The following is a 20,587-nucleotide window of genomic DNA, read 5'->3' on the forward strand; positions in this document are numbered from 1 at the left end:
TGTGATGAGCCGAAAACAACACGAACGATCGTGCTAATGTCTTCTCATCCTGCCATCCTGAGGAGATCCGGAGAACCGGAAATGCATCCCATGGCTTCACTGCTGAGCGTCACGCTCAACGTCACCTCTCACATTGCACCGAAGCTCGCCGGGCGCGCCGCGTTCGCGCTGTTCATCCGCCCGCTCGGGCGCCCCCGGCTGCGTCCCGACGAGGCGGATGCGATGGCCGGGGCGCGCATCGGGCGGCTGGCCGTCGACGGCGTGGCCGTCACCACGTACCAATGGGGGGAGGGGCCGCGGCCGGTGCTGGTCGTGCACGGCTGGTCCTCGCGCGCCTCGCGCTTCGCGGCCCTCGTCGCGGTGCTGCGCGCCCAGGGTCACAGCGTCGTCTCGTTCGACGCCCCGGGGCACGGAGAGTCCGGCGGCCGCGCCGCCAACGTCCGGCAACTGCGCGAGATCATCCGCCAACTCCACTCCCTGCACGGGGACTTCAGTGCGGTCGTGGCGCACTCCCTCGGCGTACTGGCGTCGTTCTTCACGCTCAGGGAGGGGATCCGCGCCGACCGGATCGTGGCCATCGGCGGGGTCGCCGAATTCGACTACCTCCTCGCGCAGTTCCGCATGCGCATGCGCCTGGGCCGGCGAGCGGTGACGGTGCTGGCCGCCCACATCGAGCGCAGGGTCTTCCGCGGGGAGCCCGACATCTGGCGCCGCCTCGACGCGGGCTTCCGTCCCGAGGACATCGGAGCGGCCGCCGTGCTGCTCGTGCACGACGCGGACGACGACGTGGCGGAGCCCGGCCAGGCCCGGGTCATGGCCACCGCGTACGGCGACCGGGCCCGGCTGGTCGAGACCCGTGGGCTGGGCCACCGCCGCATCCTCGCCGACCCCGAAGTCATCGCGCTGGCAGCGGAGTTCCTGGCGCCGTCCGTGCCCGGGCCCGCGCGGGCCGTCGCGCCCGTACCGGTACCGGCCCCCGCGACCGCCTCCGCCCCCGCGACCGCCTCCGCCCCCGCGACCGCCTCCGCATCCGCGACCGACGGCCGGGCGGCCGCCCGGTGACCGAGACCGCCGACGCCCCGGACCGTACAACCGCCCCGGCTCGCACAACCGCCTCGGCCGGCTCCGCCGCTCCGGCCCGCATCCTGCTCCTCGCCTGCGCGGTCACCTTCCTCGCCTTCCTCGACTCCACGGTCGTCAACGTCGCCTTCCCGGACCTGCGCGCCGCCTTCCCCGACGTCCCGCTGGCCCGGCTGACCTGGGTGGTCAGCGCTTACGTGGTGTTTTTCGCGGCCCTCCTCGCCGCGGCCGGCCGGCTCGCCGACACCTTCGGCCGGCGCACCCTCTTCCTCGGGTCGTCCCTCGCCTTCACCGTGACGTCCCTCGCCGCGAGCGCCGCCCCCACCGCCGAACTCCTCATCGCGGCACGGGCCTTGCAGGGCGCCGCGGCCGCCGGCCTGATCCCCGCCGCCCTCGGGCTGGTCCTCGGCCACACCCCGCCCGAGCGGCGCGCCGCGGCCCTCGGCGCCTGGAGCGCGGCCGGCGGCCTCGCCGCCGCGATCGGCCCCACCCTGGGCGGCCTGCTCGTCGAAGCGTGGGACTGGCGGGCCGTCTTCCTGATCAACGTCCCGCTGGGCGTCCTGCTCTGGTACGCGGCCGTACGGGCGATCCCCGCGGACCGCCCCGCCGGACGGGGCCTGCCCGACCCCCTCGGCACCGCCGCGCTCACCCTCGGGATCGGGGGAGTCGTGGCCGGCCTCACCCAGGGCGAGGAGTGGGGCTGGGCCGACCCCGCGGTCCTCGGACTGCTCGGCGCCGGAGCCCTGTTCACGGCCACGGCACTCGTGCGCTCCCGCAGTCACCCGGCGCCCGCCGTCGAGCGCGACCTGTGGCGGGACCGCGTCTTCGCCGGAGCGAGCATCGGCTCCGCGCTCTTCGGTGCGGGCATGTACGGCTGGCTGCTGGCCGGCCCCGTCTTCCTCACCGCCCACTGGGACTGGTCCGTACTGCAAGCGGGTCTCGGCGTCACGCCCGGCGCGTTCACGGCCATGGCCGGCGCCCTGGCCGTCGGCCGCTGGATCCCGCCCGCCCGCCAGTGGGCCGCGGTGGCGGCCGGCGCGCTGCTCTTCGCGGTCAACGGTGCCGTGCTGTGGCTGTGGGCCGAGTCCTCGTCCTCGTACGCGCAGGTCTTCCTGCCCGCAGGCCTGATCGGAGGCCTCGGCGTCGGCATGGCCCTCACGGGCCTGTCGACCGCCGCCTCGGCGGCCCTCGCCCCGCAGCGCTTCGCGGCCGGCACCGGACTGCTGATGACGGCGCGTCAGTTCGGCGGCGCGCTCGGCATCGCGGCCACCGCCGCCCTGCTCGGTTCCGGCGCGTCCGGTTACCCGCTCGTGTGCCTGTTCTGCGCCGTGGCGACCCTCGCCGCGGCCGGTTCGGCGGTGCTCATGCGCCCTGCCGGCGCGGCGGTGCTCAGCCGGAGTCCGCAGCGCCTGAGGTGAATGCGGCCATCGCAGGCGGCCGTTCCGGGAGCTGCTCCGGGGCGGTCGCCGCCATGCGCAGCCGGGCGAGGATCCCCTTCGCCGCCTTCCCGTAGGCCAGGGGGTCGCCGAGCAGGACCGACTGGGCGTTCGCCATCTCCATCAACGCCTTTATCTCGAAGGCGAGTTGGGGGACATCAAGGTCTGCCGGGAAGCTGCCGGCCAGCCGCGCCTCGTCCAGCACCCGCTCGATGAAGCGCGTCCAGTCCCGCTGGGTCTTGGCGATCTCGTCGCGCACCGGTCCGGGGCGGGAGTCGAACTCCGCCGAGACCGAGTAGAAGAAGCAGCCGCCGGGGAACACCCGGAGCCCCGAGTACTCCAGCCACAGCTCGCACAGCCGCCACGCCTTCCCCGCCCCGGCGGGCTCCGGGGCCAGTGGACGGACGACGCGGGCGACGAAGACCTCCACCGCGGCGCGTACGGTCTCGACCTGGAGGGACTCCTTCGAGCCGAAGAGCGCGAAGATGCCGCTCTTGCTGAGCCCGAGGTCGGCCGAGATCTTCCCCAGGGACAGCCCTTCCAGCCCGTCGACCGAGGCGATCCCCATGGTGTGGTCGAGGACCAGCCTGCGGGTCTGGTTGCCGCGCTCGATGCGCCCGTCAGTCATGTGCCCATCTTACTGAACGTACGGTCGTGCGGCATGTGTGCAAGGCGCCGGGCTGTCGGCGCGTACGGGCGGTACGGGCGCGGTACCAGCCCGGTTCAGGCCCGGGTGGCGTCCCACCGGGCGGACCGTCCGTGCCCGGTGCCAGACTCGAAGAGCGGGATCCGGACGACGCCCCGCCCGTACCCGTCCGTACCCGAGGAGGAGCGGGCCATGCTGACGACGGACTACGCCGACGGCGCCCCGAACTGGGTCGACATCGGCACCCCTGACATCGACGGCGCCAGCGGCTTCTACACGGAGCTGTTCGGCTGGGACTTCGAAGCGGGAGGAGAGGAGGTCGGCGGCTACGGCATGTTCCGGCTCGACGGCAAGACCGTCGCGGGCGGCATGAACGTCACCGCCGAGCAGGGCCTGCCCGGCTGGACGGTCTACTTCCAGAGCGCGGACGCGGACGCCACGGCGGCGGGGGTGCGCGCCGCGGGCGGAGCGGTGCTGTACGAGCCCTCGGACGTGCTGGACGCCGGGCGCATGGCGCTCTTCGCCGACCCGGCCGGGGTCGCGTTCGCGACCTGGCAGCCGCACGGGAACACCGGCCTCGACCTGGTGACGGCCGTGGGCTCGCTGTGCTGGACGGAGCTGTACACGCGCGAGCCGGATGCGGCGGCGGAGTTCTACCGGAGGGTGTTCGGGTGGGAGATCGTCCGGACGGAGTTCGCCGGGGGCACGTACACGATGGCCACGCCGGCGGGCGCGGACGACGACGCGGCGTTCGCCGGCCTGGTCCCGATCGGGTCCGACCCGATCGAGGACTCCGCGATGCCGTACTGGACACCGTACTTCGAGGTCGCGGACTGCGACGTGACGGCGGCGCGGGCGGAGGAGCTGGGCGGCAAGGTCCGGCTGACGCCGGTGTCGATGGAGGGTGTGGGACGGTTCGCGAAGCTGGCGGACCCGTACGGCGCGCGGTTCGCGGTGATCGCGAGCGCGCCGCAGGAGGGGGCCGCGTGAGGCGGCGGCGTGAGGGGAGACGGGGGCCGTTGACCGGGCGTTGATCAGACGTATATCGCCGGTCGGCATGCTCCCTCCATGCTGATGAACAAGACCGCGACGGATGTCACCTGGCAGGCGGACGCGCTGTGCGCGCAGACGGGACCGGAGTTCTTCTTCCCGGAGCCGGGGACGTCGGTCCGCGAGGCGAAGCGGTTGTGCGCGGCGTGCACGGGGCGGGCGGCGTGTCTGGAGTACGCCCTGACCCACGATGAGCGCTTCGGGGTCTGGGGCGGGATGTCCGAACAGGAGCGGCTGCGGCTGCGCCGCTCCTGATCAGGTCTGCGTCCCCACCCCGTCTCCCTTCACCAGCCCCACCCGCCGCGCCAGCCCCTCGTCTCCACCGGCCCCACGAACCTCCCCGTGCGGCACGACCCGCACGGGGTAATGCCCCCCGACGGGCGACACCACCCCGCCGTAGCGGGGGTCACCGGCAAACCAGATCCGGTCGGGGTGGTCGTTCTCCTTGGTGGCTAGCGCCATGATCGGCGGCAGCAGCTGGTAGGCCGGAGTGCAGTCGTCCATGTGCAGGACGATGGGCACGGAACTCGTCGTGGCATGCGGCGGGTAGGAGCAGCCGTACTCCCTCCACGGGTAGGCCTGCAGGATGGCCTGCAGACGGTGTCGGCGGACGAAGAGTGCGACGGCGGCGCACACCCCCGACCCGCATAGGACGCTCAGGAGCAGCAAGACGCTGATTTTGTTATCCGCCGCCAGGAAGGCGAGAGGCGCAGTGATCACGGTCGCGGAGACCGTGCCAACCAGCCACGTGAGCCTGCGCCGTGCCAGGCGCCGGAAGCCGTCCACGGTCGGCGGGTGCTCCCAGGCCGTCTTCGCGAGGGGCAGCGGAATTGTCGTCATGTGAGCACGTCCAGAATGCGTGAGTGTGCGGCGCGGGGCGTGGTCGGCGGTGGGGGAGTGGGATCGGTGAAGGAGACCGTGCAGCCGATTCCTTCCAGGATGTCGGCGTAGGCCTGCGCGTGCTGTGTCGCGTTGCTTGTCAGGTTCGCGACCACGACATGGGACCCTGCGGGGTGTGCGACGGCGAGCCGTGCCTGGCAGACGTCGACGGTTCCGTCGGCCCAGGGGACCGGCAGGATGCCGGTGACCATCACGGCGGGCGAGCCACACGGCAAGTCCAGGAAGCGCGCGGTGCGAGCGCTCCACAACGGTGATTCCAGCAGGCTCAGGGACGTGCGTGCGATCGCCGCATTCGGGTTGCCCACGTGTGTGGGACGTACGGCCAGCGAGAACATGGACAGTGCGATGCCCTCGTCATCAAGGTGCAGGCCTACGGCGCATTGCGCGCCGACGGTCCCCTGCAGTCGGTCGACTAGGTCCATGAATCGGCTGGCGTCCGAGAGCGCGGCGGGAGCGACCGCAGGACCCACCCACTCGGCCAGGAGTAATTCGAGTTCGTCGCGGTGGCTGGGCTCGACGTCCCAGAATCCGGGCGGCAAACGGAACCACACCGGCGGCGTGGTGTGAACGTCGCTCGCCCCGTGCCCGTTCATCGTGCCACCGCCGACCAGACGTGTGCGGTCTTCGCTGCCACGGTGGGGGCGTCGTCCAGTACGGCCCGGGACCCATCTACCGCCGTGGAAGTCTGGTCGACGACGGGCTCGTCGTCCACACCAGCGATGCCGGCCGTACCCGTTACTGCGCCCGTTGCCGGGACGCCGTATTTCACCAAGCGCTGTGCGCCTGGTCCTGTGCTACGGAGCGCCCATTGCGTGAGCGGGTTCTCGACGTTCTGCATCGAGCCCGTCGTGGCCCAGGTCGTGCGAGCGCCCTCGCGGACGCCAGCGCCGAGGTTCGCGAGCGCGGCCCCCTCGGGCACGGCTGCCGCGGCCCGGAACGCCGCGGACCCCGCCTTGGCGCCGTGTGCCACGGCGGAAACACCGGGCACTGCGCCCAGGGCATCACCCAGAACGGTGACGCTGCTCTTCCAGAAGTCCGCGTCGAATTGGCCCTTGGTGACGCCGTCCGCGATGGGCTTGCGCACCTTGGGGTCCGACATATGGAGCGTGAGTGCAGCCAGGCTCAGCCCGCCCGCCACGAGCACCAGGCCGATCGCGACGGGGGGACACCAGGTGGCGAAGAGGACGCCCGCGAACCCCAGGACCGCAGCCCAGTCCGAGAACGCGTCCCCTCCGTCCTCCGACAGCCAGTCGGTGAAGCGGCGCAGTACCCCCGGCTCGCGGGGAGCCAGTTTTTCCGCGGCCGTGTCGAGGGCCGCGGCCACTTTGCGGGCGTCCGCAGCGTGTTGTTCCGTCAGCTCGCGGGCCAGGCGGCGGACGGAGGCGAGGGCCTCGGTGTCGTCGGGCGGGACGGCGGCCGCGCGGGACTCGTACGTGCGGGCCAGGGCCTGGTGGGAGGTCAGGGTGTCGTGCCACGACGAGAGGCGGGTCGCGGCGCGGGAGAGGGAGTCCTGGGCGCGGCGTAAGTAGCGGGGGAGCTCGTCCGAGAGGGAGTCGCGGAACGCGGCCGCCGCCTCGCCCTGCCACGGGGCGCTCATGCCGAGCAGCCGGTCCAGTACCCCCGAGGCCTCGCCCAGTGCAGCCGCGGAGGACTTCAGCTTCGACGACAGGGCCAGGACCGCGGCCGGTGATCCCGGAGCCGGGTCCCATCCCAGGGCCGGGAACGCGCGGGGTTCAGTCACCGTCGGCCGCCGCTCCGCGGAAGGCCGCGCGCAGGGCATCCTCCAGGCGCCCGTACTCCGCGGCGCTCAGCCGGACGCCCTCGCGGATCTCGCCGATCCGCTCGGACAGCTCGCCGGCCCCGTAGGCCCATCTGTCCTGGAAGGCCTCGCAGGCCTCGTCGAGGTCCGCCGTGCCCAGCTGGTCCGCGCGGATCCGGGACAGGGCGCGGCGGGCCTCCGCGAGGGAGGTCACGCACGTGTCCAGGGACTGCCACAACCGGTTCAGCCGGTCGATGTCCACCCGAAGAGAGGTCATGGACGGACACCCTGGCAGAACCGCCGCCCGCCAGGGCAAACGCCATCACCCGGGAGGGTTACTTCCCGCGGGCCGCGATCCGGGCCGCGCGCGCCGCGAGGCGCTCGTCGAGCTTCTTGGCCTCCGCGTCGAGGTCGGCCATGTACAGGCCCAGCTCCTCCTGCGCCTGGTGCCCCTCGGGGCCGAGGCCGTCGATCTCCATGACCTTCAGGAAGCGCAGCACCGGAGAGATCACGTCGTCGTGGTGGATCCGCAGGTTGTAGATCCCGCCGATCGCCATCTGGGCCGCGGACCGCTCGAAGCCGGGCATGCCGTGTCCGGGCATCCGGAAGTTGACGACGACGTCGCGCACGGCCTGCATGGTCAGGTCCGGGGCCAGCTCGAAGGCCGCGCCGAGGAGGTTGCGGTAGAAGACCATGTGCAGGTTCTCGTCCTGCGCGATGCGTGCGAGCATCCGGTCGCAGACCGGGTCGCCGGACTGGTGTCCGGTGTTCCGGTGCGAGATGCGCGTCGCCAGCTCCTGGAAGGCGACGTACGCGACCGAGTGCAGCATCGAGTGGCGGTTGTCGGACTCGAAGCCCTCCGACATGTGCTGCATCCGGAACTGCTCCAGCTTGTCCGGGTCGACCGCACGGGACGCGAGCAGGTAGTCGCGCATCACGATGCCGTGGCGGCCCTCCTCGGCGGTCCAGCGGTGCACCCAGGTGCCCCAGGCGCCGTCGCGGCCGAAGAGCGACGCGATCTCGTGGTGGTAGCTGGGCAGGTTGTCCTCGGTGAGGAGGTTGACGACCAGCGCGATCTTGCCGATGTCGGTGACCTTGGACTGCTGCGGGTCCCAGGCCTCGCCGTCCTCGAAGAAGCCGGGGAAGTTGCGGGCGTCGCTCCAGGGCACGTACTCGTGCGGCATCCAGTCCTTGGTGACCTTCAGGTGGCGGTTGAGCTCCTTCTCGACCACCTCTTCCAGCGCGAACAGCAGCTTGGCGTCCGTCCACGCCTCCGAGCTGCCGAGGTGGGGAGAGGTGATGGTCACGGGTACTCCAGGGGGGCGGGCTGAATACTTACGGCTTCGTAGGTTACGAAACCGTAGGTTAAGCCCGGCGTCAGGACCAGCCAAGTCCCGATGGCGGAACGGACGGATACGTTCCGTTATGTGGCGAGGTCGCGGACGTGCGCGGCGGGACAAATCGCTCACACTTCGAGCTCCGGAAATCGCCGATTTCACCGACACTGACGACTACCGGCCGGTAACCACATGGGTGGCGAGTCCCCCCCCGTGCCGACGACGCGACCTAGCGCACGAGATGGTCGGCCGCGCCCGCCTTGACCGCGTCGATCAGGGCCCGCAGGGCGTCGATGGAGTCGCTGACGAACACCGGGGACTGGGTGGTGCCTATGTACGCCCTGCCCTCGTCGTCCCGTCCGAAGCGGAAGCAGTTGGCTCCCTCGCTGCAGAAGGCCTCGTCCCAGGCGATGTGGCTGGTGCGCGTGCTCATGTCGTCTCTCCTCGGGCTTCCCGTCACGGTCGTGGGTGCGCTCGGCTGCGCGGTGGCGTACGCGGTGTGTGCGTACGGGGTCACAGGTCCTGCGCCACGCGGTGGACGAACTCGCGCGAGTCGCGGTCCGGCAGCGCCAGCCGGCGCAGCCGCTCCAGCAGTCCCCGGTAGCGCCTCAGCTTCATGTCGGAATCCAGCAGCATCGACCCGTGCGAGGTGTCCAGCTGTACGGTGTCGAGCTGGGATATGGCGGCGGCCGCGTACGTGAACGACTGGCCCGCGCCCGGGAACCCGCCTGCGGTGAACGGGATGACCCGCACCGTGAGGTGGCCCCGCTCCGACTGCTCCAGGATGTGCTCCAGCTGGGCCCGGGCCACCTTCGGCCCGCCGAACTGCATGCGCAGCGCCGCCTCGTGGATCACCGCTTCGTACTGCGGCGGGCACTCCCGGTCGAAGATCCGCCGCCGGGTCATCCGCAGGGCGAGCCGCGCCTGCAGGTCGGGTGCGGGCAGCGGAGGGTCGGCGGTGTCGAAGACCGCGCGGGCGTGCTCCTCCGTCTGCAGCAGCCCCGGTATGTGCGTGGTCACCGCGGTGTGCAACTCCACCGCGTGGTGTTCCAGTTCGGCGATGTCCAGGAGTCCGGGCGGCAGCATCCCGCGGTGCTGCTCCCACCAGCCCTTGCCGCGCTCCTGCGCCATCGAGGCGAGCCGGTCCACCAGAGCCGTGTCGGGGCAGTCGTAGTTGAAGGCGAGGGTGCGGACGCGCTCGGCCGTGATGCCGATCCGGCCGGATTCGATGTTCGGGATCCGGGTCCGGTCCACCCCCAGGAGAGCGGCGGCCTGTTGGACCGTCATGCCCGACTGCTCACGGAGTTTGCGCAGCTCGCTGCCGAGTCGCTGCTGACGTGCTGTCGGGGTGCTCCTGGGCGGCATGATTCCCCCTCTCCTCGGCCGCGGCTGCGCGCACGGCGCCGCCACGCCCGAAATGGCATAAGAAAGCCCACGTGGTCACACAAGTAGTAGCACTGTGCACCCGGTTGCGCTACGGTCGGTAGTGCAAGTCTCACACGGGGCGACTCCGTGTGCCCGAATGTCCACCCCCTTGCGCACCTCGGAATTTGGAGCAGCACGATGACGGGCAGCCTCCGTGGCCTGCGGTCGGCCCAGGAGTCCAGGCGGATCCCGCCGGGCGCGGAACCGGACGCGGAAGGGCTGAGCTATTCCATAGGCCTGCCGGGGGGCGCCCACTGCGCGGGCAGCGCCCGTTCGGCCGTCCGGTCCCTGCTCGGCAGGCACGGCCTGTCGGAACTGTGCGACACCGCGGCCCTGGCCGCCTCCGAACTGGTCACGTGCGCCCACCGGTTCACCCCCGACAAGGAAATCCTGCTCAAGGTCCGCTGGCAGTTCGACGCGCTGCGGATCGTCGTCTACGACCAGCACCCGGCGCATTCCTCGCCCGAGGAGAGCGAGGAATGCCGGCGTCGGCGCAGCCGCGGGATGTGGCTGCTGGCCGCAGCGGTCGAGGCCTGCGGCGGGGACTGGGGGCTGACCCCCGTGCTCACCCCGCGGGGCGGCACCAAGTCCTGGGCATTACTGCCCCGTCACCCCTGAGGGTGCCGGGGCAGGCCGGACCGCGGCCGGCGCGGGCGGCCACGTCAGGGCCCAGATCAGTGTTCCCACAGCGCTCCCCTCACCTCCTCCCCGGTCGTCGGGCGCAGTTCGCCGTCCAGCAGCAGCCAGCGCGTGATGCCGATCGACTCCAGGAACGTCACGTCGTGGCTCGCCACGATCAGCGCTCCCTCGTACGACTCCAGTGCCGTGGTCAGCTGCCGTACGCTCGCCAGGTCCAGGTTGTTCGTCGGCTCGTCGAGCATCAGCAGCTGCGGCGCCGGCTCGGCGAGCAGGAGCGCCGCCAGCGTGGCGCGCAGCCGTTCGCCGCCCGACAGGGTGCCGGCGGGCTGGTCGGCCCGGGCGCCCCGGAAGAGGAAGTGGGCGAGCCGCGCCCTGATCCGGTTGTTCGTCGCCTCCGGTGCCATGCGAGCCACGTTGTCCACCACCGACAGCCCGTCGTCGAGGACGTCGAGGCGCTGCGGCAGGAAGCGCAGCGGCACATGGGCCTCCACCTCGCCCGCGACCGGGGGCAGTTGCCCCGCGATCGTGCGCAGCAGCGTGGTCTTTCCGGAGCCGTTGCGCCCCACCAGCGCGATCCGCTCGGGCCCCCGCAGCTCCCACCCCTTCGGTACGACGTGCCTGCCGCCGGCGTGGGCGAGGGCGAGCTCGCGCAGGGTGAGCACACCGCGGCCCGGGGGCACGCGGGTGGCGGGCAGCTCGAAGCAGATCTCGTCGTCGTCCCGTACGGCCTCGGCCGCCTGGTCCAGCCGGTCCCGCGCCTCGGCCAGCTTCTCCTGGTGCAGGATGCGGTGCTTGCCCGCGGACACCTCGGCCTGCCGTTTGCGCGCACCCATGACGATCTTGGGTTCGCGCTTCTGGTCCCACATCTTCTGCCCGTACCGCCTGCGGCGGGCCAGTTTGACGTGGGCGTCGGCCAGTTCGCGCTTCTGCCGCTGCACATCGGCCTCGGCGACCCGGACGAGGCGCTCGGCCGTCTCCTGCTCGGCGGCGAGAGAGCGCTCGTACGCGGAGAAGTTCCCGCCGTACCAGCGCACTTCGCCCTCGCGCAGCTCGGCGATCTGGTCGACGCGCTCGAGCAGCTCGCGGTCGTGGCTGACCACGACCATGACGCCGGACCAGGACTCGACCGCGGCGTAGAGGCGCTGCCGGGCGTGCAGGTCGAGGTTGTTGGTGGGCTCGTCGAGGAGCAGGACGTCCGGGCGGCGCAGCAGGAGCGAGGCCAGCCGCAGCAGCACCGACTCGCCGCCCGAGAGGTCGCCCAGCGTGCGGTCGAGGCCGATCCGGTCCAGCCCGAGCTGGTCGAGGGTGGCGCGGGCGCGCTCCTCGACGTCCCAGTCGTCGCCGACCGCGGTGAAGTTCTCCTCGGTCGCCTCACCCGCCTCGATGGCGTGCAGGGCGGCGCGTGCGGCGGCGATGCCGAGGGCGTCGTCGACGCGGAGGTCCGTGTGGAGGATCAGGCCCTGGGGGAGGTAGCCGACCGAGCCGGCCACCGTGATCTGCCCGTCCGAAGGGGTCAGTTCACCCGCGGCCAGCTTCAAGAGGGTCGACTTCCCACAGCCGTTGAGACCGACGAGGCCGGTGCGGCCGGGGCCGACGGTCAGTTGGAGACCGTCGAACACGGTGGTGCCGTCAGGCCAGTCGAAGCCGAGGGCGGAGCAGGTGACGAACGCGGCGGAAGGAGAAGAAGAACGTGACATGGAGGCCTCCGGTTGCATGAGTGGTTCCGAGCAACACGTGGAGACACCGGGCGGTGTCTCAGGGCCTCACGAGCAATGTCCTTCTCCGATCAACGACGGCAGTTCCGTCGCTGACGCTACGGGCCGGCGAACCGGCCCGCAAACGATTTACGCGTCGCGTCGGAGGGTGCCGCTCAGAGGGTGCCGCGCAGCAGCTCGGCGAGGTCGTGGTCCACGTCCAGGTAGAGGTGCTCCATGCCGGGCGGCACGAGCGCGGCCGTGCGGTCCAGGAAGCGGCGCAGTTCGCCGGACTCCATCAGGACGACGGCGATGCCCTCGGGCGCGTGGAACTCCACCACGGTGCGCTCCGGTCCGTACGGGCGCACCCGGACGTCGCCGATGCCGGACGCTTCCTCCATGCCCGTCTCCAGGAGCTCGCGTGCGAACGCCCACGAGACCTCGATGCCCTCCAGCGTCGCGGGGGCGGGGAAGGCCATCCGGACCGCGAAGGGGTCCGAGCGGTCGTAGCAGAGCGTGACGGGCACGGACTCGACCCTGGGTGCGGTCGCGACCAGCCGGGCCTGTACTGCTTGCTCGATAACGGTGATCAAGGCCTGCTCCCTTGCGGCGATCGGTTGGGCATCTGGGTAGACGCAGGAACCGGCGGATCCGTGCACGGGAGGGGTGCGTGACGTGTGTCACCGAGTGGCGTGAATCAACCTGTGTGATCGCACAGAGTGATCGTGGCGTCGCTGCTCATGGTGCGAAGCGGAAGGGTTCCCGGGGCGCCGGTGGTGCTTCAGAAGGGCCGGTTCTCGCTGGCCCGCATGGTGGGCGTGAGGCCGGCGTGACGCGCTCTGGACGGCGATCACGGCGGTGCGTTAGCTTCCCGCGCCATGAGACTTCTGGCGGTTGGCATGTGCGCGGCAGTGTTAGCAGGGGCGCTCGCGGCGCCCGTGGCCCTGGCGGACAGCGGTCCGGGCGGCGGTCCGGTGGACTCCGGGGCGGTCGCGTCCGCTTCGGGCGCGCGGTGGGCCCTCAAGCAGAGCGGTACGGACGCCCGGTTCCGCGGGCTCGCGGCGGTGAGCCGGTCCACGGCCTGGGTGTCGGGCTCGAAGGGCACGGTGCTGCGGACGACCGACGGCGGCCGCACCTGGCGGAACGTATCGCCGCCGGCCGCGGCGGGCCTGGAGCTGCGCGACATCGAGGCCTTCGACGCGCGGCGGGCGGTGGCCCTCTCCATCGGCGAGGGCGAGGACTCGCGGGTCTTCCGCACCGAGGACGGCGGAGCCAGCTGGACGGAGACCTTCCGCAATCCGGACCCGAAGGCCTTCTACGACTGCCTGACCTTCTTCGACCGCCGCCACGGCCTCGCCATGAGCGACCCGGTGAACGGGAAGTTCCGCATCCTGTCCACCTCGGACGGCGGCCGCTCGTGGCGGGTGCTGCCGGACGCGGGGATGCCGGCCGCGCTGCCGGGCGAGGCGGGCTTCGCAGCCAGCGGCCAGTGCCTGGTGAGCGCGGGTCCCCGTGACGTGTGGCTGGCGACCGGCGGCGGGGCCGTGGCCCGGGTCCTGCACTCCTCGGACCGCGGGCGGAGATGGACGGTCACCGAGACGAGCGTCCCGGCGGGGGAGGGCGCGAAGGGCGTCTTCGCCCTGGCCTTCCGCGACCGGCGGCACGGGATCGCGGTCGGCGGCGACTACCGCGCCGACCAGGCGTCACCGCAGGCGGCGGCCGTCACCGGCAACGGCGGCCGCGCCTGGTCGCCCGCGTCGACCCCGCCGCCCGCGTACCGCTCGGGCGTGGCCTGGCTGCCGTACGCGCGCTCGGCGGCGCTGGCGGTCGGGCCGACCGGCACGGACCTGACCACGGACGGCGGCCGCACCTGGCGCCCGCTGGACGCCGGATCGTTCGACACGGTCGACTGCACGACGGACGGCGCCTGCTGGGCCTCCGGGGAGAAGGGCCGCATCGCCCGCCTCCAGAGGTAGGACCCGACCGGCCCGGCCCGGCCCGACCCTGCCGGCCCGCGGTCCGGGCGCGGCAGCGGGGTCCGCTCACCGGCGGGCCCCGCGGATCGGACCGGGCCGCTCGTACAGCCGGGCGGTCAGACCGCGGGCGCCTCGCGGACCGTGGAGAGGTCGGCGGAGGTCTTCGTCGCCAGGAACTCCGTGATGCGGTACGTGCAGACGCCGGCCCGCGTGAACGGGTCCTCCTCCGCGATGCGTTCGATCTCGGCACGCGAGACGCCGCCCGCCAGGATCACGCCGCCGTCGCGCGGCACCTTGCGCCCCGAAGCCAGGAAGACGCCCGCCGCGTAGTGGCCGTCCAGCCAGGCGATGTGGGCGTCCAGCTCCTCCTCGACGGCCTCGATGGGTGCGATGTAGGTCAACTCCATTACGAACATGATCGTCAGGCTACTCTCGGATCACCATGACGAGCGTGAAGACCCCGGCCGACGAGGCCGAAGCCCGGGCGATACAGGACGAACTCCGCACCCGCGTCGTGCGGGACGAGGCGGGCCCGCCGCCCGGACGCGGGCTGGTCGCCGGCGTCGACGTCGCGTACGACGACGAGCGCGACCTCGTGGCCGCCGCGGCCGTCGTCCTCGACGCGGCGACGCTGGAGACCGTCGAGGAGGCCACCGCCGTCGGCCGGGTCAGCTTCCCCTACGTCCCGGGCCTGCTGGCCTTCCGCGAGCTGCCCACCGTGCTCGCCGCGCTCGACGCGCTCAGCGCCCGGCCCGCGCTCGTCGTGTGCGACGGCTACGGGATCGCTCACCCGCGCGGCTTCGGGCTCGCCAGCCACCTCGGCGTCGTGACCGGACTGCCCGCCGTCGGCGTCGCGAAGAACCCGTTCACCTTCGCGTACGAGCCTCCGGCCGACCGGCGCGGGGACCGGTCCCCGCTGCTCGCTCCCGGCGGGCTCGAGGTCGGCGCCGCCCTGCGGACCCAGAGCGGGGTCAAACCCGTCTACGTGTCCGTCGGGCACCGGGTCTCCCTCGACAACGCCTGCGCCCACACCCTCGCCCTGAGCCCGCGCTTCCGGATCCCGGAGACCACCCGGCAGGCCGACTCGCTCTGCCGCCGCGCCCTGCGGGAAGCCCAGGGCTGACCGGGCACCGGACGCCCCGCCGCTGCGACCCCGGCTACCGCAGGTCCACGACCCGGAAGACGATCCCCGCCGCCCGCAGCCGCTGCGTCAGCGCGTCGCCCATCGCGACCGCCGTCGTCACCTGCCCCGCCGTCGCGGGCAGTTCGTCGTACGCCAGGCTCAGCGCCGACTCGGCCAGCATCTTCGCCGTCTCCCCGTACCCGGGATCGCCGCCCGAGACCTCCGTGAAGACGCGGCGGCCGCCGCCCTCGCCCACGAACCGCACCGTGAACCAGCTGCGCGCCCGCTGCTGCGCGTCCGGCCCGCGGCCCGGCTCCCAGCGGCCCATCAGCCAGTTCCGCGCGGGCGGCAGCTGTGCCAGCGCCACTGTGGCACCGAGCGCCGCAGTGCCCCCGAGCACCACCGGCAGCCGCTTCACCGACGCGTAGTGCCGGTAGCGGAAGTCCGGCCCGTACCGCTCGAGCGCGGCCGCCGAGCGGGCCACGACCTTCGGGTCCAGCGAGGGCAGCGGCAGCGCCCAGGTGCCGGTCTCGCGGCTGAACCGCGGCGCCCCCAGCGGGGCGCGGGCCCGGCGGCCCAGCAGCCGCGGCTCGTGCAGGCGCCGCTCCCGCGCCGCCCGCAGGCTCTGCGGCCCGCGGCCCATCGCGGTCAGCGCGGAGGCCAGGGTCCCGCCGGAGAACAGCGCGTTCGACCGGACGAACCCGTCCACGGTCAGCGGGACGCCCTCGGGCAGCTGCCGCACCGTGAAGTACGCGCCCAGATCGTGCGGTACGGAGTCGAAGCCGCAGGCGTGCACGATCCGGGCCCCGGTCTCCCGGGCCCGCGCGTCGTGCTCCACGAACATCCGGTCCACGAACTCCGGCTCGCCCGTCAGGTCCAGGTAGTCGGTGCCCGCCTCCGCGCAGGCGGCCACGAGCCCGGCGCCGTACCAGACGTACGGCCCGACGGTGGTCGCGAGCACGCGGGTGGACCGCGCCAGCTCCTGCAGCGAGTCCGGATCGGAGGCGTCCGCGTGCAGCAACGGCAGTGCGGCGCAGGCGGGATCGATGGCGGTGAGGCGCTCGCGCAGCCGCTCCAGTTTCGCGGTGCTGCGGCCGGCGATCGCCCAGCGGCAGCCCTCGGGGGCGTGCGCGGCCAGGTACTCGGCGGTCAGCGCCCCGACGAACCCCGTGGCTCCGAAGAGCACGACGTCGTACGCCCGCTCGGGCCCGTCCTGTCTGTTCATCCCCGCTCCTCCCGGCTGTTGTCGGTGGCCGAGGCTAGCGTGAGCGTCAGGTGCCCGTGCGACCAGGGAGGTCCGCCGATGAACAGTGCTGCGCGCAAGTGGGAGAAAGTCCGGGCATTCGCCCTCGATCTGCCCGGTGCGGGGGAGGAGTTCCCCTGGGGCCCCGAGGACTGCGTGGTGAAGGTCAACAAGAAGATCTTCGTTTTCCTGGGGGACACCGAGGGCGACTACCCCCTCGGTGTCACGGTCAAGCTGAAGGACGAGGACCTGCACGGGCACGCGATGACCATGCCCGGGGCCGAGCCGGCCGGATACGGGCTGGGCAAGGCCGGCTGGGTGACGGTCCCGCTCGCGCCGAAGGGGTCCCCGTCGGCCGAGGTGTTGTGCGAGTGGGTGGAGGAGAGCTACCGGACCGTGGCCCTCAAGCGCCTGATCAAGGAGCTGGACGAACGGCAGGCACAGACGGGGGAGCGGGAGAAGCGGGCGTAGGCGCAAAAGAACTAAGCGCTTGCTCGCCCAGGGGCTTGTGCGGAGCGGGTGCCGTTCCTAGCATCGCTGGTGTTACATCACTTGTGTCACACACCTGGGTACCTGGGGGCTCGATGGCAGTGACAGGGAACGGCACCGGAACCGGCACCGGCCCGCTCGCGGGGGTGCGCGTGCTCGAACTGGCCGGCATCGGACCCGGCCCGTTCGCCGCCATGCTCCTCGCCGACCTCGGCGCCGACGTGGTGCGGGTGGACCGCCCCGGCGGCGGTGGCCTCGCGGTCAATCCCGCGTACGACGTCACCAACCGCAACAAGCGCTCCGTTCTCGTCGACCTCAAGGCGCCGGACGGCCCCGCCCGCGTCCTGGACCTGGCCGAACGGGCCGACATCCTGATCGAGGGCTTCCGCCCCGGCGTCGCGGAGCGCCTCGGCGTGGGGCCCGAGCGGTGCCGCGCCCGCAATCCGCGCCTCGTCTACGGCCGCATGACCGGCTGGGGCCAGGACGGCCCGCTCGCCCCGCGCGCCGGGCACGACATCGCGTACATCGCGATCACCGGCGCCCTCGGCATGATCGGCAAGCCGGACGAGCCCCCGGCCGTACCCGCCAACCTGGTCGGCGACTACGCCGGCGGCTCCCTCTACCTGGTCGTCGGCGTGCTCGCCGCGCTCCAGCACGCCCGCACCACCGGCACCGGCCAGACCGTCGACGCGGCGATCGTCGACGGCACCGCCCACCTGACCGCGATGATCCACGGCATGGTCGCGGCCGGCGGCTGGCAGGACCGGCGCGGTGCCAACCTGCTCGACGGCGGCTGCCCCTTCTACGGCTGCTACGAGACCTCCGACGGCGGGTACATGGCCGTCGGCGCGCTGGAGCAGCAGTTCTACGACGAGTTCACCGGGCTGCTCGGCATCAAGGACGGCGCCCCCGCCCGCAAGGACCTCGCCCGCTGGGGCGAGCTCCGCGAGAGCGTCGCGGCTGCCTTCCGTACCCGTACCCGCGCCGAGTGGACCGCCGTCTTCGAGGGCTCCGACGCCTGCGTGGCCCCCGTGCTGTCGCTGGGCGAGGCCCCCGGGCACCCGCACCTGGCCGCCCGCGGCACCTTCACCGACTTCGGCGGGATCACCCAGCCGGCGCCTGCGCCGCGGTTCTCCGCCACGCCCACGACCGTGCGCAGCGGCCCCGCGCAGCCGGGCGCGGACACCGACGGGGTCGCCCGCGACTGGGGCGTGCCCGGGCTCGCCGCGGACGGTGGCTGATGGATCCCTCCGTCCCGACGAGCCACGCCGGCGACCCGCGCCGGGCCCGTGACGAGGCCGTGGCCGCGGAGGCGGCGGACGTCACCGTGCTCAACGTCATTCCCGTCGGCCCCGAACCGGCCCGGCTGGTCGAAACCGTCAAGAACTGGCTCTAGGGGGCCCGGATGAAGCGCGACATCTTCCACGCGGATCACGAAGCGTTCCGCGAGACCGTCCGCACCTTCCTCGCGAAGGAGGTGCTGCCGCACTACGAACAGTGGGAGAAGGACGGCATCGTCAGCCGCGAGGCGTGGCGCGCGGCCGGCCGGCAGGGGCTGCTGGGCCTGGCCGTGCCCGAGGAGTACGGGGGCGGCGGCAATCCGGACTTCCGCTACGCCGCCGTCATCGCTGAGGAGTTCACCCGGGCGGGCACGCCGGGACTGGCCATCGGCCTGCACAACGACATCATCGGCCCGTACCTCACCTCGCTCGCCACCGACGAGCAGAAGCGCCGCTGGCTGCCCGGCTTCTGCAGCGGCGAGATCATCACGGCGATCGCGATGACCGAGCCGGGCGCCGGCTCCGACCTCCAGGGCATCCGCACCACGGCCGAGGACCGCGGGGACCACTGGGTGCTGAACGGCTCCAAGACCTTCATCTCCAACGGCATCCTCGCCGACCTGGTGATCGTGGTCGCCCGGACCACCCCCGACGGCGGCGCGCACGGCCTGTCGCTGCTGGTGGTCGAGCGGGGCGCGGAGGGCTTCGAACGCGGCCGCAACCTCGACAAGATCGGCCAGAAGTCGCAGGACACCGCCGAGCTGTTCTTCCACGACGTACGCGTCCCCAAGGAGAACCTGCTCGGCGAGCTGAACGGCGCGTTCCTCCACCTGATGACGAACCTCGCCCAGGAGCGCCTGGCCATCGCGATGGCCGGCATAGCCGCCGCCGAGCACCTGCTGGAGCTCACGACCGGGTACGTCAAGGAGCGCGAGGCCTTCGGGCGGCCTCTCGCCAAGCTCCAGCACGTCCGGTTCGAGATCGCGGAGATGGCCACGGAGTGCGCCGTCACCCGCACCTTCCTGGACCGGTGCATCACCGACCACGCGAACGGCGAGCTGGACCACGTCCACGCCTCCATGGCCAAGTGGTGGGCCACCGAACTGCAGAAAAGGGTCGCCGACCGCTGCCTGCAACTGCACGGCGGATACGGATACATGACCGAATACCGGGTGGCCCGGGCCTTCACGGACGGCCGCATCCAGACCATCTACGGCGGTACGACCGAGATCATGAAGGAGATCATCGGCCGTTCCCTGCTCGGCTAAACCTCCCTGCGAAAGGCTTGACCAGTGAGCACCGAAGCTTACGTATACGACGCGATCCGCACCCCGCGCGGGCGGGGCAAGGCCAATGGCGCCCTGCACGGCACCAAGCCGATCGACCTGGTCGTCGGACTCATCGACGCGCTGCGCGAGCGCAACCCGGGGCTGGACCCGGCGACCATCGACGACATCGTCCTGGGCGTCGTCGGCCCCGTCGGCGACCAGGGCTCCGACATCGCCCGCATCGCGGCCATCGCCGCCGGCCTGCCGGACACGGTGGCGGGCGTCCAGGAGAACCGCTTCTGTGCCTCCGGCCTGGAAGCGGTCAACCTGGCCGCGGCCAAGGTCCGCTCCGGCTGGGAGGACCTGGTCCTGGCCGGCGGAGTGGAGTCCATGTCCCGGGTCCCGATGGCCTCCGACGGCGGCGCCTGGTTCGCCGACCCGATGACCAACTGGGACACCGGATTCGTCCCGCAGGGCATCGGCGCCGACCTGATCGCCACCATCGAGGGATTCTCGCGGCGCGATGTGGACGAGTACGCGGCCCTGTCGCAGGAACGCGCCGCGGCGGCCATCAAGGACGGCCGGTTCGCGAAGTCCGTCGTCCCGGTCACCGACCGCAACGGCCTGATCGTCCTCGACCACGACGAGTTCGTCCGCCCCGGCACGACCGCCGACACGCTGGCCAAGCTGAAGCCCTCCTTCGCGGACATCGGCGAACTCGGCGGCTTCGACGCGGTGGCGCTGCAGAAGTACCACTGGGTCGAGAAGATCGACCACGTGCACCACGCGGGCAACTCCTCCGGCATCGTCGACGGCGCCTCGCTCGTCGCCATCGGCTCCCGCGAGGCGGGCGAGCGGAACGGCCTCACCCCCCGTGCCCGGATCGTCTCGGCGGCCGTCTCCGGCTCCGAGCCCACCATCATGCTCACCGGCCCCGCCCCCGCCACCCGCAAGGCGCTCGCCAAGGCCGGGCTGACCATCGACGACATCGACCTGGTCGAGATCAACGAGGCCTTCGCGGGCGTCGTGCTGCGCTTCGTCAAGGACATGGGCCTGTCCCTCGACAAGGTCAACGTCAACGGCGGCGCCATCGCGCTCGGCCACCCGCTCGGCGCGACCGGCGCGATGATCCTCGGCACGATCGTCGACGAGCTGGAGCGCCAGGACAAGCGCTACGGGCTCGTCACCCTCTGCGTCGGCGGCGGCATGGGCGTCGCCACCATCGTCGAACGCCTCTGAATC

The 20,587-nt window shown here is 72.3% G+C and carries 24 protein-coding genes; 12 read left to right on the forward strand and 12 right to left on the reverse strand.

Annotated features, from left to right (window positions below; genetic code table 11):
- Nucleotides 1-90 precede the first annotated feature (90 nt).
- Nucleotides 91-1,062 carry an alpha/beta hydrolase gene (locus tag ACZ7H1_RS00315; protein WP_470782395.1) on the forward strand — a complete coding sequence of 324 codons (972 nt, stop codon included), beginning with the start codon at nt 91-93 and terminating at the stop codon, nt 1,060-1,062.
- Nucleotides 1,059-2,498, forward strand: coding sequence for an MFS transporter (locus ACZ7H1_RS00320; RefSeq protein WP_470782396.1), 1,440 nt, complete (start codon nt 1,059-1,061; stop codon nt 2,496-2,498). Before ACZ7H1_RS00315 ends, ACZ7H1_RS00320 begins: the two co-directional genes overlap by 4 nt.
- Here the strand turns inward: ACZ7H1_RS00320 and ACZ7H1_RS00325 are convergent.
- On the reverse strand, nt 2,470-3,144 hold the full coding sequence (locus ACZ7H1_RS00325; protein ID WP_470782397.1) for a TetR/AcrR family transcriptional regulator: 675 nt from the start codon (nt 3,142-3,144) through the stop codon (nt 2,470-2,472). The genes ACZ7H1_RS00320 and ACZ7H1_RS00325 overlap by 29 nt on opposite strands.
- A gap of 210 nt (nt 3,145-3,354) precedes the next feature.
- Here ACZ7H1_RS00325 and ACZ7H1_RS00330 point away from each other — a divergent pair, with 210 nt between their 5' ends.
- Nucleotides 3,355-4,152, forward strand: coding sequence for a VOC family protein (locus ACZ7H1_RS00330; protein WP_470782399.1), 798 nt, complete (start codon nt 3,355-3,357; stop codon nt 4,150-4,152).
- Between the two features lie 78 nt (nt 4,153-4,230).
- Nucleotides 4,231-4,467 (forward strand): WhiB family transcriptional regulator, encoded by a 237-nt coding sequence (locus ACZ7H1_RS00335; protein WP_470782401.1) that lies wholly within the window; start codon nt 4,231-4,233, stop codon nt 4,465-4,467.
- On the opposite strand, the gene ACZ7H1_RS00340 is transcribed toward ACZ7H1_RS00335, so the two are convergent.
- From ACZ7H1_RS00340 to ACZ7H1_RS00370, 7 genes are all read right to left on the reverse strand, one after another.
- Nucleotides 4,468-5,052: a hypothetical protein gene (locus ACZ7H1_RS00340; protein WP_470782402.1), complete on the reverse strand. Its 585-nt coding sequence runs from the start codon at nt 5,050-5,052 to the stop codon at nt 4,468-4,470.
- On the reverse strand, nt 5,049-5,705 hold the full coding sequence (locus tag ACZ7H1_RS00345; protein ID WP_470782403.1) for a hypothetical protein: 657 nt from the start codon (nt 5,703-5,705) through the stop codon (nt 5,049-5,051). The genes ACZ7H1_RS00340 and ACZ7H1_RS00345 overlap by 4 nt, the downstream gene beginning before the upstream one ends.
- Nucleotides 5,702-6,853, reverse strand: coding sequence for a hypothetical protein (locus ACZ7H1_RS00350; RefSeq protein ID WP_470782404.1), 1,152 nt, complete (start codon nt 6,851-6,853; stop codon nt 5,702-5,704). Before ACZ7H1_RS00350 ends, ACZ7H1_RS00345 begins: the two co-directional genes overlap by 4 nt.
- Complete coding sequence (locus ACZ7H1_RS00355; protein WP_470782405.1) at nt 6,846-7,148, reverse strand: hypothetical protein; 303 nt, start codon at nt 7,146-7,148, stop codon at nt 6,846-6,848. The genes ACZ7H1_RS00350 and ACZ7H1_RS00355 overlap by 8 nt, the downstream gene beginning before the upstream one ends.
- A 58-nt stretch (nt 7,149-7,206) precedes the next feature.
- Entirely contained in the window at nt 7,207-8,178 is a 972-nt protein-coding gene (locus tag ACZ7H1_RS00360) for an acyl-ACP desaturase (protein ID WP_470782407.1), read from the reverse strand.
- 259 nt (nt 8,179-8,437) lie between these two features.
- Nucleotides 8,438-8,641 (reverse strand): hypothetical protein, encoded by a 204-nt coding sequence (locus ACZ7H1_RS00365; protein WP_470782409.1) that lies wholly within the window; start codon nt 8,639-8,641, stop codon nt 8,438-8,440.
- Between the two features lie 80 nt (nt 8,642-8,721).
- Entirely contained in the window at nt 8,722-9,573 is an 852-nt protein-coding gene (locus ACZ7H1_RS00370; RefSeq protein ID WP_470782410.1) for a helix-turn-helix domain-containing protein, read from the reverse strand.
- Between the two features lie 198 nt (nt 9,574-9,771).
- Between ACZ7H1_RS00370 and ACZ7H1_RS00375 the strand changes: the two genes are divergently transcribed.
- Nucleotides 9,772-10,251: an ATP-binding protein gene (locus ACZ7H1_RS00375; protein ID WP_470782412.1), complete on the forward strand. Its 480-nt coding sequence runs from the start codon at nt 9,772-9,774 to the stop codon at nt 10,249-10,251.
- A gap of 56 nt (nt 10,252-10,307) precedes the next feature.
- Here the strand turns inward: ACZ7H1_RS00375 and ACZ7H1_RS00380 are convergent, their stop codons facing one another.
- Together ACZ7H1_RS00380 and ssgD are read right to left on the reverse strand one after the other, a co-directional pair.
- Nucleotides 10,308-11,969 (reverse strand): ABC-F family ATP-binding cassette domain-containing protein, encoded by a 1,662-nt coding sequence (locus ACZ7H1_RS00380; protein ID WP_470782413.1) that lies wholly within the window; start codon nt 11,967-11,969, stop codon nt 10,308-10,310.
- Nucleotides 11,970-12,142: 173 nt separating this feature from the next.
- Nucleotides 12,143-12,559 (reverse strand): spore wall synthesis regulator SsgD, encoded by a 417-nt coding sequence (ssgD, locus tag ACZ7H1_RS00385; RefSeq protein WP_470782414.1) that lies wholly within the window; start codon nt 12,557-12,559, stop codon nt 12,143-12,145.
- 306 nt (nt 12,560-12,865) lie between these two features.
- Here ssgD and ACZ7H1_RS00390 point away from each other — a divergent pair, with 306 nt between their 5' ends.
- Nucleotides 12,866-13,942, forward strand: coding sequence for a WD40/YVTN/BNR-like repeat-containing protein (locus ACZ7H1_RS00390; RefSeq protein WP_470782415.1), 1,077 nt, complete (start codon nt 12,866-12,868; stop codon nt 13,940-13,942).
- Between the two features lie 116 nt (nt 13,943-14,058).
- On the opposite strand, the gene ACZ7H1_RS00395 is transcribed toward ACZ7H1_RS00390, so the two are convergent.
- Nucleotides 14,059-14,358 carry a YciI family protein gene (locus ACZ7H1_RS00395; protein ID WP_470782417.1) on the reverse strand — a complete coding sequence of 100 codons (300 nt, stop codon included), beginning with the start codon at nt 14,356-14,358 and terminating at the stop codon, nt 14,059-14,061.
- Between the two features lie 26 nt (nt 14,359-14,384).
- On the opposite strand from ACZ7H1_RS00395, the gene ACZ7H1_RS00400 reads away from it, so the two are divergent.
- Nucleotides 14,385-15,065: an endonuclease V gene (locus tag ACZ7H1_RS00400; RefSeq protein ID WP_470782419.1), complete on the forward strand. Its 681-nt coding sequence runs from the start codon at nt 14,385-14,387 to the stop codon at nt 15,063-15,065.
- Nucleotides 15,066-15,099: 34 nt separating this feature from the next.
- Here ACZ7H1_RS00400 and ACZ7H1_RS00405 read toward each other — a convergent pair whose 3' ends face one another.
- On the reverse strand, nt 15,100-16,290 hold the full coding sequence (locus ACZ7H1_RS00405) for a saccharopine dehydrogenase family protein (RefSeq protein WP_470782421.1): 1,191 nt from the start codon (nt 16,288-16,290) through the stop codon (nt 15,100-15,102).
- A gap of 78 nt (nt 16,291-16,368) precedes the next feature.
- Between ACZ7H1_RS00405 and ACZ7H1_RS00410 the strand changes: the two genes are divergently transcribed.
- The 5 genes from ACZ7H1_RS00410 (at nt 16,369) to ACZ7H1_RS00430 (ending at nt 20,584) form a co-directional block, all read left to right on the forward strand.
- Complete coding sequence (locus tag ACZ7H1_RS00410; protein ID WP_470782422.1) at nt 16,369-16,779, forward strand: MmcQ/YjbR family DNA-binding protein; 411 nt, start codon at nt 16,369-16,371, stop codon at nt 16,777-16,779.
- Between the two features lie 113 nt (nt 16,780-16,892).
- Complete coding sequence (locus tag ACZ7H1_RS00415) at nt 16,893-18,038, forward strand: CaiB/BaiF CoA transferase family protein (RefSeq protein WP_470782423.1); 1,146 nt, start codon at nt 16,893-16,895, stop codon at nt 18,036-18,038.
- On the forward strand, nt 18,038-18,193 hold the full coding sequence (locus tag ACZ7H1_RS00420) for a hypothetical protein (protein ID WP_470782425.1): 156 nt from the start codon (nt 18,038-18,040) through the stop codon (nt 18,191-18,193). The genes ACZ7H1_RS00415 and ACZ7H1_RS00420 overlap by 1 nt, the downstream gene beginning before the upstream one ends.
- 9 nt (nt 18,194-18,202) lie before the next feature.
- On the forward strand, nt 18,203-19,345 hold the full coding sequence (locus tag ACZ7H1_RS00425) for an acyl-CoA dehydrogenase family protein (RefSeq protein WP_470782426.1): 1,143 nt from the start codon (nt 18,203-18,205) through the stop codon (nt 19,343-19,345).
- 24 nt (nt 19,346-19,369) lie between these two features.
- Entirely contained in the window at nt 19,370-20,584 is a 1,215-nt protein-coding gene (locus tag ACZ7H1_RS00430) for an acetyl-CoA C-acetyltransferase (protein WP_030008979.1), read from the forward strand.
- The last annotated feature ends 3 nt before the right edge of the window (nt 20,585-20,587 follow it).

The sequence above is a fragment of the Streptomyces sp. NPDC037401 genome, from assembly GCF_055602345.1.